The 12,559-nt window shown below is 49.0% G+C and carries 10 protein-coding genes; 2 read left to right on the forward strand and 8 right to left on the reverse strand.

Annotated elements, in window-relative coordinates:
- Positions 1-36: 36 nt before the first annotated feature.
- From L6442_RS25605 to L6442_RS25635, 7 genes are all read right to left on the reverse strand, one after another.
- Entirely contained in the window at positions 37-408 is a 372-nt protein-coding gene (locus tag L6442_RS25605) for a YxeA family protein (protein ID WP_212977033.1), read from the reverse strand.
- Positions 409-656: 248 nt separating this feature from the next.
- Positions 657-2,591, reverse strand: coding sequence for an ABC transporter permease (locus L6442_RS25610; protein ID WP_212977034.1), 1,935 nt, complete (start codon positions 2,589-2,591; stop codon positions 657-659).
- Positions 2,578-3,345: an ABC transporter ATP-binding protein gene (locus L6442_RS25615; RefSeq protein ID WP_212977035.1), complete on the reverse strand. Its 768-nt coding sequence runs from the start codon at positions 3,343-3,345 to the stop codon at positions 2,578-2,580. Before L6442_RS25615 ends, L6442_RS25610 begins: the two co-directional genes overlap by 14 nt.
- Positions 3,346-3,803: 458 nt before the next feature.
- Entirely contained in the window at positions 3,804-5,012 is a 1,209-nt protein-coding gene (locus tag L6442_RS25620; RefSeq protein WP_212977183.1) for an MFS transporter, read from the reverse strand.
- A gap of 326 nt (positions 5,013-5,338) precedes the next feature.
- On the reverse strand, positions 5,339-5,887 hold the full coding sequence (locus L6442_RS25625) for a hypothetical protein (protein ID WP_212977036.1): 549 nt from the start codon (positions 5,885-5,887) through the stop codon (positions 5,339-5,341).
- Between the two features lie 116 nt (positions 5,888-6,003).
- A complete protein-coding gene (locus L6442_RS25630) occupies positions 6,004-6,423 on the reverse strand; it encodes a DUF350 domain-containing protein (protein ID WP_212977037.1) in 420 nt (139 codons plus the stop codon).
- A 44-nt stretch (positions 6,424-6,467) separates the two neighbouring features.
- Positions 6,468-8,831 (reverse strand): endonuclease MutS2, encoded by a 2,364-nt coding sequence (locus tag L6442_RS25635; protein WP_212977038.1) that lies wholly within the window; start codon positions 8,829-8,831, stop codon positions 6,468-6,470.
- A gap of 234 nt (positions 8,832-9,065) precedes the next feature.
- Here L6442_RS25635 and L6442_RS25640 point away from each other — a divergent pair, with 234 nt between their 5' ends.
- Together L6442_RS25640 and L6442_RS25645 are read left to right on the forward strand one after the other, a co-directional pair.
- On the forward strand, positions 9,066-9,419 hold the full coding sequence (locus tag L6442_RS25640) for a phage holin family protein (RefSeq protein ID WP_194229869.1): 354 nt from the start codon (positions 9,066-9,068) through the stop codon (positions 9,417-9,419).
- Between the two features lie 152 nt (positions 9,420-9,571).
- Entirely contained in the window at positions 9,572-9,961 is a 390-nt protein-coding gene (locus tag L6442_RS25645; protein ID WP_212977039.1) for a cytochrome c oxidase subunit II, read from the forward strand.
- Between the two features lie 112 nt (positions 9,962-10,073).
- On the opposite strand, the gene zapA is transcribed toward L6442_RS25645, so the two are convergent.
- A complete protein-coding gene (zapA, locus tag L6442_RS25650; RefSeq protein WP_212977040.1) occupies positions 10,074-12,476 on the reverse strand; it encodes a cell division protein ZapA in 2,403 nt (800 codons plus the stop codon).
- Positions 12,477-12,559 lie beyond the last annotated feature (83 nt).

Here is a 12,559-nt window from a genome sequence, read left to right on the forward strand (position 1 = left end):
ACCGCTGCGGCTACGGATCGTTCTTCCGATTTCACTTTACTCCCCGCTTGCCTCCAGCTTCTGTTTCGTCTTTTCCGGCAGCTCGTTTGCCTGCACTTCCTGGTAGGAGCTTACTTTATCGTCCTTCAGGTATACCCGCAGATAAGCCTGCTTGCGCAGTTCCTTATTCGCCGTAAAGGTGAATGTTTTTTCCTTTCCTTCTTCATCAAAACCTTTCATCGTGTATTCATAATTAACGTAAATTTCTCCGCTATCGGTTTTATCCTCCATCTTTTTGCCGCCATCCTGGATCTGCACGTAATAATGATCGGCGCCAAGACGGTTGATGTTGACATTTTGGATAAAAACAATAAATCCGATCAGAAGAGCCAAAATGATGCCCGCTCCAATCACAAGTCCTTTTTTCATCGTTGTTCCTCCTCTATCTATATAAGTTGAACCAATGATTGTACGGATGTTAGGCAGCCGGGTGAAATGTTCTTACGATCGCTGTTGTTCCCGGATTTCTATGATTTGAACCTATATATGGTTGAAATCCGCTCACAAAGGCGAACGCTTCGCTTCTTCAGAATCATTTCCCCCTATTGCCTGTTCCTTTACCTCTTATTAAGTTCACCTTATATAGTTTTCTTTTCTTCTCTTTTACTCGTCTATCTTTACTTGATATTTGTAACGATTTTATAGTACGCATTGACGGTCAACGCATAATAGATCAGGTAGATGCAAGTGTAAACGCCCATGCAAATGACTACTGGGATCACTAGATTGGTTTGCATCAAGTTGGACAATGCCGATAAGGCAACCGCGCAGTGAGCGATGCCGGCAATCAGCGGCAGGGCGAAAATAAAGCCAACCTGTTTGGCCACCGTTTTGCGGATTTCCTTTTTGTTCACGCCGATTTTATGCAGAATCAAATAACGCCCTTTATCGGCATTGGCTTCTGTCAACTGCTTAAAGTAAATGATGCTGCCTGTTGCGGCCAGAAAAACAAGCCCCAAAAATCCGCCCATAAACATCATGAGCCCGAACGCTTCCATCCCCTTGGAATAGGTGTCATAGAAACTTGAAAATTTCGCTTTGTCCGGTAAAATCTTTTCAATGTCCGCAGTTAATGTTTTAGCCTTGTCTTGACCGGTGATGCCGTAGATCTCAAGCATGTCTGCGACGGCCTTCGGCTGCAGCTTCCCGAATACTTCGTCACTGACGACAATAGTGGTATAGACGGCGCGCTGGTTTAAGACGTTAAATTTGTGCAATTCCTTGAAGGTTACCTGCTGCTTCTGCTGTTTGTTCTTTAATGTGATGGTCTTGCCGACATATTTAGGCGACATCCCTTCCATATAGGCTGGATCCAGCACAACAGCTTCATTGGCTTTAAGCGAGAGTTTCTCGTCTCTGTTCTGAACATCGGCCAGTTGATTGAAATCATGTGCCGACAAAATGGTAAAGGCCATCTCCCCGCCATTGGAAAACACGGATTCCAGGCCGCTCATGTCCGCTTTCATTTCTATAACAGGAACAGATAAATGGTAACGAAGTTCGTGATCCGCTGATTTTGCGACCAAATCCCGGACCTTTTTTACCGAGCCGCCGTCCTTGGCGATAAACATCATGCTGTTCGGATTGGCTGCTCCGGCATTACTGCGGTTGTTGTAATAAAAGCTGTAAGAGGTCCCAACGGCAGTCAAAGTAGTTGCGCTAAGCACCGCTATGATCGTCAGCGTCCGGGCATTCCCTTTGATCCGGTACAGCAGTTGGGAAACACCGATCATGTTCATCCCTTTCCAGTAACTTTTTTTACGGGCCCGGGATAATTTCAACAATGCGACGGTCAAAGTGCTGAATAAAAAATAAGTGCCCAGGATAACCGTAAGCAGAATCACGAGCGGGGTCATCATATATCCTAACGACGCCCATACCTTGGACTGAAGCAGGTTTTGCAGGGCAAGCCAGTAACCGAATCCGATCAGAATCACCGAGATCAGCGCCGTGATCCACGATGCCTTCGGCTCCCGCTCATGCTCCTGGTCGGCATGAAACAGCTCGATCAATTTGAAACGGTAAATCAGGCGATAGCCTTGGAATGAAGTGATCAGGGTAATGATCATAAATACGATCACCGTATTTATGACAGCCGAGAAAGAAATTGAAAATTGACTGAGCAATTCATATCCCATCACCTTCATCAGGATCATGACGAAAAACCGGCTGAGCACCGAACCAAAGGCAATCCCGATGATAAGCGCCAATATGCCCATCAGAAAATTTTCATAAAACAGCATGCGGCCGATCTGCTTTTTACGCACCCCGAGCAGGGAATACAATCCGACTTCTTTCTTGCGTTTTCTCGTGAAAAAAGAATTGGAATACCAGATAAAAATGGCCACAAAAATCATGAGCACAACCGACGCCCCGCTGAAGGCCGAGCTGATTTTCGGCGAACCGTCGGAAGCCGAATGGATCGTGGTATCGTACTTCAAAGATACAAACGTGAAGTAGATCACGATGCTGAAAATCATGGATGCAAAATATAAGAAATAATTCGTGAAGTTTTTCTTGATGTTTTTGCGCGCGATGCTAAACAACGTCATGATGCTCACCTCCGAGCTCTGCCAGGACCTCCAAAATTCTTTGGAAAAATGTTTTTCGCGTTAAGTTCATCTTGCGGATTTCCGTAAAGAGCTCTCCGTCTTTGATAAAGATAACGCGCTTGCAGTAGCTGGCCGCATACGCATCATGCGTTACCATCATAATGGTCGATTGGTTGGTCTCATTAAGATGGCTCAGACTCTCCAGCAGGCTTGTCGCGGATTTGGAATCCAGCGCTCCGGTGGGCTCGTCCGCCAGAATCAGGCTTGGATTGGTCACAATGGCGCGGGAAGCCGCCGTACGCTGCTTCTGTCCCCCGGAAATATGGTACGGATATTTGTCCAAAATTTCCCGGATGCCAAAAGTGTCGGCAATTTCGTTTACGCGTTTCTCAATCTCGCCGGCAGGCACCTTGGATAAAGCAAGCGGAAGAAGTATATTTTCTTTGACTGTAAGCGTGTCGAGCAGGTTATAATCCTGAAAAATAAAGCCGAGCTTGTTCCGGCGGAAGTCCGACAGCTTTTCCTCATTCATGGATCCGATCCTTTGGCCGTCGATGATAACTTCACCCGAAGTCGGCGCATCGATGGTGGAGAAAATGTTCAGCAGCGTGGATTTCCCCGCACCGGACGGACCCATGATGCCGACAAACTCGCCCTCCTGAATATGCAGGTTAATCTCCTGCAGCGCAGTATAAATATTCCCTTTCATACCAAACGTTTTAGCAACATCTATAGCTTGCAAAATAGTTTTCATTGGGTTGGTCTCCTTACCTAACAGAAGTTAACGAACACTAATGTTAGGATAACCGCCGTACCTTACAGCATTTTAATCCGAACCTTACATAAACCTTAAAAGTTCGCTTTTGATAAGTAAAACGTCTATCGGCGCACCCTTTAGGAAGACAGACCGCATTTAGCGGTATTTTTTCTTGCGATATAGAATTTTATCAGCTTCCGCTAATAACGGATAAATTCCATATCTAACACGAAGTAAATCAGGAAGGAACTCGACATCGAATCTTGAATTCAGCCGGGCCTAAGCGCGAATGCATACGTAGAAAGTTTCCTCCGAAAACATTTCAGGTGCTGGCGCCAGAACGCCAAAAACCCCCAGAGTCCGCCGATCAAGCGACGCTCTGAGGGTTCATGCATTCTTTTTCATGTTTTCTAATCCGATAAAGTTTTAAAGTTCCGATATGTTTCAATTCCTTATTATGCCGACTTCTCCGCCTTCAGCAATTTTCGGACGAACATCCAGCCGCCAATCGGCGCTGCCCCAAGAGCCAGCATAAGGATGGTAATGATTAGAGGCGCTTGGCTGATGCTGAGCACGATAATAAAAATAAAGGTGCCCAAAAGACGTCCCACCATCAGGCTGAGCTCGCGTAGAACCACCAACTCGACCCGCTTTTCCACCGTTTCGGGATTGGTTCCCATTAGATCGAAACCCGATGAAGTCATCGGCAAAATATACAGCGGCATAAACACAGAGGTTCCGATGCCAAAGATCAGAAGGGCTCCATACCCTGTCTTCCACAGCAGCGGAAGGATCACGATCCACAGCAGCAGCGCTCCGGCAAGCATGCCAGTATTTCGGAATCTTGGTTTGTACCATTTTCCTGCAAGCCAGTAGGTCAGCAGCGATATTGCGGAAGTGATCAACGTAAATTGTCCCAGCTTCGCCTCCTGCTTTGTCGCGACAAAAACCAGCAGGCCGATCAGAAAAGCAAAGACGCCTTCGCGTACTCCCTGAGCAATCAGTCCCGGAGTCATAAGCCGCCATGGACTGCCTTTGCTTTGCAGCTGCGTTATCGGCTCCCTCCAATGATAAGCGCCGCCGTTTTTCCTTTTTTTGAGAAAAAAGCTGAGCACGACGCAAAGCGCATAAATAACAAGCGAGATGGTGAAAACGAGCCGATATCCTTTATCGCCCTTCAGCCAAGTAATGAGCAGCCCTGAAACCCAAGGCCCCACGATGCCGGTAACCGAACCTAACAATCCTACCCAGCCGTTAAACAAATCCCGGTTTTCCCGGTCCGTCACTTCGAAATAAACGACGTTAAATGCAAGCCAGAACAACCCGATCGCCAGACCAAGCAGCAGGCCCAGCGGCCAAATCCAATGCACAATATCCGCACCGCCCCATAAAACCAGGAGATAAAACACCCCTGAAAGGACGACGCCCGCCCGCAAAGCATTCATCTTGTTGTATTGCTTTACCCACTTGCCGCCGATCCAAAAGGTCAGGCCAACCGCGACTTGCTGGGCAATGGTAAACCAACCGATCATGGCGTAATCCTGCTTGCTTTTCCATAAGTATACATTCAAAAAGGTACCGGACAGGGCTCCCGCCAGAACGATCAGCCCATTAACGGCCAGCAAAAGCTGCGATTGGCGGTCTAAATGTGCCGTCGTTTTCAGAAAAGTCCCCCCTTCATACCGGACATGCGCTCTATCTTAACATGCCCCAAAGGAAAGCAAAATAGCCCCACAAAGTGTATCGGAAAGAAGTCCGACGCCTCTCACAGAGGGGCGCTTTTGCGAAGCAAAAGTACTGAGTGGAGCCTATGCTTCGATGCTTATCCAGATATTTTGCGGGGACACTGAATTCTATAATCTAACATACCCCACAAAGTAGACGTGTGCCCTTCGAAGCTTATTCCGATTACTTTGCGGGGACCCCGGAACTTTATGAGATACCCGAAGTTTATGCTTTCTTACAACTTAAAAAAAGACGCCGAAGCGTCTTAGGCCTTGCCTTGGCTCAAATGATCCACCATGCGCAGGCGGTCTTCCTCGGACAAGTTCTCTTCCACATGGAAACAACCCGTGCAGACATACATATTGAGCCGGAATGGCGGCTTAATGACCGGTTCAGTTAAGGCACTGAACTTCGTCGGAACAAAACCTTGCTCCGCAATTTCCCGCGTCCCGGCCAAAATCATGTAATCGCGGCATTTGGGACATTCCGGAACTTCTTCCTGTTCATCCAAAATCTTTTCCACGCATTCCTCATAGTTCATCAGGTCATGGCTTTCCCCGAATTTATCCAACGTGCGGATTGAAGGCGGAAGCGTATGCCGCATATCCTCATCGGACCAAAGCGACGTATCGTCCGCTTCGTCTTGTTCATCCTCCCAGTCCGCCTCTTCTTCCGCATCCTCTTCACCAAGCTGTACATTCAACGTCCGGTAACCGTTCAGCTCGTTCTGACAATAAGGGCAGGTTTCTTCCGGGCCGATTTCTTCATCCCAGACGATTTCAGTCTGGCACCATGGGCAAACGGTGTTTTCCATTGCCATTCATCTCCTCAATGTTTCATTAAATAAACGACACCGACCGTAAAAAATATGACGGCCACCACGAATAAAATTCTAGGCAGATATTTCATGTTTTCCTCCCGGAAAAAGCTTTAGAAAATGCAAGCTCCTATCACATAAGACAACGAAACCGAAATCAATAAGGAGAAAACCCCTACCGCACGGTTGTCTTTACGGATCTCCTCATCCACCGAAAAAACAGGCGTCAAAAACTCAAACAGCAAATAAGAGACGAACAACAGGATAAACCCATAAGTCCCCCATTTCATCGTTTCGTAAAGGGAAGTTTTCGCCTCAATGCTGTATCTCAGCACATTGCAAATCGCAAAAAATTTGCCTCCGGTAGCGAGTGAGGCCGCGACATTGCCGCGACCGATCTCTTTCCAGAAGTTATATCTGGCCACCACCTCAAACAAACCTAAAAACACAATCAGGGCCACGATGGCCACCGCAAAATATCCAACCAGCATCCCCAGTGGATGCGATAACAAATGGTCAAGCGAATTTTTCATTTTCCTGCCTCCTTCAAGTCATACATATGAGCTTATTTGCGCGATTATTGCAGCTCCGCTACCGTAACCCCAGTTCCGCCTTCCCCATAATTGCCGAGACGGAAACTTTTGATATGTTTATTCCTGCGCAAATAGTCAGTAATCCCTTTCCGGAGTATGCCCGTTCCTTTACCGTGAATCAAATACACCTGACCCAAATTGGCAAGGAAGGCCTCGTCGATAAAACGATCCACTTCAATCAATGCTTCTTCGAGGTTGGCCCCGCGCAAATCCAGCTCGTTGCGGATATGGTCATCCCGCGTACGTTTTAATGTCGTCGCATGCCGCTGCGCCTGCTTGGCAGCCGCTTCATGAGTTTGAACGAGCTCCAGATCATCCAGGGAGACCTTCATCTTCATAATGCCGAGCTGAACAACCGCTTCTTTAGGCCCTGCCAGTTCGACCACATGCCCCTTCTGGTTCAGACTATACACCATAACCTCATCGCCCGCTTCGATTTTGCGCGGTGCTTTGGTTTTTTGTGTCTTTGTCTTTTGCCGCTGCTGCGGTTCAGCCTCGTCAAGCATCTTCCGGGCTGCAATCAGCTTATGCTCCTTGACGGAAGCTCCTTCCTCCTTGGCCAGCTGCCGCAGGTCGCTGATGATCTCCTCCGCCTCGCGTCTTGCTTTGGCAATGACCTCACGTGCTTCGGACTGGGCTTTTTCGACCAGACGGTCGCGCTGCTGTTCGAGTTTCTCCAGCTCCTGCTGGTGTTTGCTTCGCAGCTCTTCCATTTCTAGGCGCAGCTTTTCCGCTTGTTCCCGCTCGACTTCGGCGCCAAGCCGGTTTTCTTCAAGCGATGCGATCATATGCTCGACGCGTTGGTCTTCTTCCGTTACCTCTCCGCGTGCAAAATCCAAAATTTTGTTCGGCAGCCCTAGGCGTTCCGCGATCGCAAACGCATTGCTTCGGCCCGGCACGCCTACAAGCAGCCGGTACGTCGGGCTTAACGTATTGACGTCAAACTCCATGCTCGCATTGATGACGCCTTTACGTTCATAGGCATATGCCTTCAATTCGCTGTAATGCGTCGTGGCGACCATGCGGCAGCCTGTTTGATGTATATGCTCCAGAATCGCAATCGCCAGCGCCGAACCTTCAGCAGGATCGGTGCCGGCACCGACCTCATCCAGGAGAACCAGGCTTTTCGGCGTCATATGCTTTAGAATACGGATAATATTGGTCATATGGCTGGAGAAGGTGCTGAGGCTTTGCTCAATGCTCTGCTCATCGCCAATATCGGCATAAATAGCGTCGAATACGCAAAGCTGGCTGCCTTCCTCCGCCGGTACAAACAATCCGGACATGGCCATCAAGCTCAAGAGTCCGATCGTTTTAAGCGTTACTGTCTTACCGCCTGTGTTTGGACCCGTAACGATAATCGAGGTGTAGGAATTCCCAAGCTCCACATCAATAGGGACCACCTTGTCCATCTCAATGAGAGGATGACGGCCCTTGCGAAGCTTGAGGAAACCACGGTCATTCATTCGCGGCATCGATGCCTTCATGACATGAGCCAAACGCGCCTTGGCAAAAATAAAGTCAAGCTGTCCCACCAAATCCAGATCGAACTGCATCAATTCAGCCTGGTCTCCAACCAATGCCGACAGTTTCTGCAAAATGATTTCAATTTCGCGTTCTTCCTTCATCCGCGTTTCGCGCAGTTTGTTGTTCATCGCCACAATCGATTCCGGTTCGATGAACAGGGTTGCGCCGGAGCCGGATTGATCATGCACGATACCGCCAAAATAAGAACGGTATTCCGCTTTTACCGGAATAACAAAACGGTCCCCGCGGATCGTCACGATCTGATCTTGAAGCATTTTGGCTACGGATGAGGAACGGATCATGTTATCCAGCTTCTCGCGGATACGCACCTCTCCTCCGCGCAGTTCCCTGCGAATTTGCGCCAGCTGCGGACTTGCCGAATCCAGCACCTCCGCTTCCTCCGAGATACAAGCTTTTATGGAATCTTCAAGCGCTTTTTGTTCGGATATATTTTCGCTGATGCTTACAAGCAGATTAAGCGGCTCGTCCTCATTCATTTGGGAAATAAAACGTTTGATACGTCTTGAGCCATACGCCGTGTTGCTGATTGCCAGCAGTTCATGCGTATTCAGCGTACCGCCGATCTTCGCCCGTTTCAAGGCAGCGGAAATATCGGTGATACCGCCAAAGGAAGGCGCTCCTTTCAAGCGCTCGACGGTATACGCCTCATCGGTTGCTTGCAGCAATTTTTTGACTGATTCGAGATCGGTATCCGGCCGCAAATTTTCGATGATATGTTTGCCCATGGAGGTCTGGGCATAACTTGCACATGTATTTAAAATCTTGCGGTATTCCAGCGTCTGCAAAATTTTGTCGTCCAAGAATTTCACTGCTCCTCTCATACAATGCTTCTATTATATACGAAACACCCGGGACTACGCCATTTGCGAAAACAACTATAACAATTTTCCACTAAATCCGGCAGGAGCCGATACATAAGATTTCACGAATTGAATACAATAAACGATGCATACAGAATCCATTTCATAATAAACGAACAAACGTATTATGAGATGATTCATCAACGTATCTTTCACGCAAAGGAGGCCAATTGCATGAATTTTCTGGGTCATGTCGTACGATTTATCGTTTCCGCGATTGTGCTTATGATTGTCGGCTGGATCGTTCCGCAATTCTCCGTCGGTGGTTTCTGGAGCGCTCTGCTGCTGGCTCTGGTCATTGCCCTGCTTGGCTGGGCTATTGAAGGAATCTTCGGCAAGAGAGTCACGCCGTTCGGTCGGGGCATTGTCGGTTTTATCGTCAGCGCGCTGGTCATATACATCGCCCAGTTTATCGTGGGTGGAGTCAGCGTCACGATTCTGGGGGCAGTGCTAGCCGCTCTCGTCATCGGAATCATCGACCTGTTCATTCCGGTAACGCCGTTCAACGCCGCCAAAGACCGCAAATAACCGTACATCCGAAATACCCCCGTTCACATGGAACAGGGGTATTTTCATGCTGTTCACCAATTATTCAAATCAGACCTGCTCCGAACTTCCATTTTTGGGGTATCATGACTATTAGAATTGTCACAAAAATTTAAGTTTTGAGGAGGATTGCATTGAAAAAGTCCATTGCTTTTATTCTTTCCTGCATGCTTTTATTGGTTCTTTCCGCTTGCGGAGAAAAAAATAAAGAGTCTCAAGCCGCAAGCGGCGGAGTCAGCGACACAGGTGCCGCCCCCAGCGAGGAAATGGTCATCAAAGCGAAAAATTTTGCTTTTGATAAACAAGAATATCATCTTAAAAAAGGCGTTCCCGTCAAAATCACCTTCGAAAATGAGGAAGGCACCCACGCCGTGTTAATTCCAGGGCTTGAGCTGCAGCTCGATCAAAAACATAAATCCCAAGTAGTAACCCCTGAAAAAGCCGGTATCTTCGAGATGACCTGCTCCGTATATTGCGGCTCAGGGCATTCAGCCATGATCTCCAAAGTGATTGTGGACGAGTAAACCTGCTACAAGCGCAAGCAATCCCCCTACAGACAATAAACAGGATCGGAATCATGATGTCCTGTTTGGAATCCTTTAGGGGGATTTTTGCAAAGTTTATCTTTACGATGAATCAGCTTTGGTCCTGCTCAATCAATTCGATCCATTCGTTATATTCCGTTTGAAGCTTGGAATATTCGTCCTGCAGCTGGGTATGCTCTTCCCTAAGCTTTTCTTCTTTTTCCTGCTGAAGCTCAAGCTCTGCCTGCAGCAGCCGGTATTGGTGGGCGATAAGTTCAAAGTTGTCGCCAACCTCCTTCAACTCGGCGGCAGCACTCTCCTTCTCGCTCTGCAGCTTGCTTAGCTGCTCTTCCCCAGCGGCAATCTGGAGCTTCCAATCCTCAAGCTCTGCCTGCAGCTCCCTTTCCCTGCTGTTCCAATGCTGCTGATGGTTCGTCATTTCCTCCAGCTTCTCCTGATACGTCTGCAGGGCAAGCTCGCTGCTGCGGATGAGCTCACGCTGTTCATTTTCCCTCGCTGCCGCTTCATCCAGCAGTCTGTTCAATTCTTCCACCTTTTGCAAGGCTTGGTCTTTTTCCTCCAACGCCATCAGGTACTCGATTTCAGTATCCTCTTGCCGCTGTTTCATCTCGCTGCCTTTCTGCTGAAGTTCCTCATATTGTTTTTGCAAACCTTGGTACTGCTGCTTCAAATGATCGTAATGCTGCAAGTGTTCCTGATAAAGCCGCTCGATATCGGCATATTTCCGTCCGCTTTCCACAGCCTGACGTTCGGCTTCCTCGCAAGCCTGCTGACGCTGCGCAAGCTCTTCGGCGAGCTGCTCGTATTTCCGGCTGCTTTCGGCAACCCTCAAGACAAGCTCTTCATGCTCCTGCTGCTGACGGTCGTATTGATCCTTGAGCACCTCATGCTGCTGGAGCGTTTCCCCAAATTGCCGCTGCAGCTTACGGTACTGCTCTTCTTTATCTTCCATGGACTGTTTGAGCTGCTTATGCTGATCATCCTTCTCCTGCAAGGACTGTTTCAGTTCATCGACCCTTGCCTCGCTTGACTCCAAGGCGGAGAGCAGTTCTTCCAGTTGCTGCTGCTTGGCAACAAGTTGTTCCTTCTGCTCTTCTATCGAAAGCTCCTGCAGCTGCAGTGTTTCATCAAGATCTTCGATCTTCTTTTGTTGGGAATCGATCTGCTGCCGCTGCTGCTCCAGTTTGCGCTGCCGTTCTTCGGATACCTGCAGCGCGGAAGCAGCCCTCCGCGACTCATCCTCCGCCTGCTCCTTGAGTACGCTAAGCTCATCATGAAGCGACTTCATGCCGGCTTCAAGCGCATCGTTCTGCTCTCCTGCTTCCAGAATGCGCAGCTCCAGTTCGCCGATTTCTTCCTTTTGCTTGTCCACTTGACTTCGCCAGGAGGCCGCCTCCGCAGTAAGCTTCTCAATCTCTGACTTCTGCTTCTGGGATGAAACTTCATATTCCTCGAGCAGCTTCTGCATCCGGCGCTGTTCCTCTTCCGAATGGGCTGCCTCCTCCTTGAGGCGGGAAATCTGCCCATTCAGGCGTCCCTGCTGCTCTCTGAGCGTTTTTAGTTCCGTCTGGGAAACCTCTTCCTTCTTCAGCGCCGCCTGATGCAGCTCTTGAAGCTTGGCATGGGCATTCTTCGCCTGCTGAAGTTCCGCCTGCAAATTGCGGAGCTTATCCTGCAGTTGGCCGCTGCCGCTGCGAAGCTCTTCCAGCTGCTTGTTCAGCGCATCGACGTTTGCCTGATGCTTCTTCTCCGTTTCCTGCAGCGAAGTTTCGTACTTATTCCGGGTTTCCTTAAGCTCGGCTTGAAATTTTTCTTCCGTGCTTTTCAGCAGCCCCTGATGTTTCTGCTGTGCGGACTGAAGCGCCGCCGCAGCCCCCCGTTCCAGCTCCTGCATCGCCGCTTTATGCTTAGCCTCCAGCGCCTGCCTGTCGCGCTGGAGCTGCTCGGCAGCCTGCTTCTCCTTGCGCTGCAAGGATTCCTTCATTTCCGTTTCTTTCTTTAATGAGGCTCGGGTCTCCTCAAGCTCTTTCCCCATCGTTGACTTCGTGTTTTGAAGCTCTGCCGTTAGCGAAGCCTTAGTATCTTCGAACTCCTTAAGCAGCCCCATTTTCTCCGTCTCCCACTGCTTTCGCAGTTCCTCTGTCTCCTTGGCCGCTGCGAGCTGTTCTTCCTGCAGCTTCGCATACAGCTCCTGCTGCTCCATACGCACAGCCTGGAGTTTCGAAAGTTCGCTCCGCAGCTCGCTTCTTTCGCCTGTCAGCATCTTGACCTCGTTTTGGACATCTTGAAGCTGAATCGCTTCCTCAGCCATATGTACGGCAGTCAAAACAGCCAGCTTCATCGCATCGAGCCGGGAATGGTTTTTGGAAATGGAGTTCATGCGTTCATCTACGTAAGCAGCAACCTTTTTCATATAGTCGGCACTGCTGCCTACCAATTTATAAGAAGTCCCGTAGATATCCACGGTGACGCGAGTACGATCAGGTGTAGTCACAGTTGTGCCCTCCTTCATATGTGTGTTGACTCTTAGATGTCTGGTTACTTCTGCAAAAAAGCCACATCGAATCTGTATGTACA

The sequence above is a fragment of the Paenibacillus azoreducens genome, assembly GCF_021654775.1.
Classification (GTDB): Bacteria; Bacillota; Bacilli; order Paenibacillales; family Paenibacillaceae; genus Paenibacillus_AQ; species Paenibacillus_AQ azoreducens.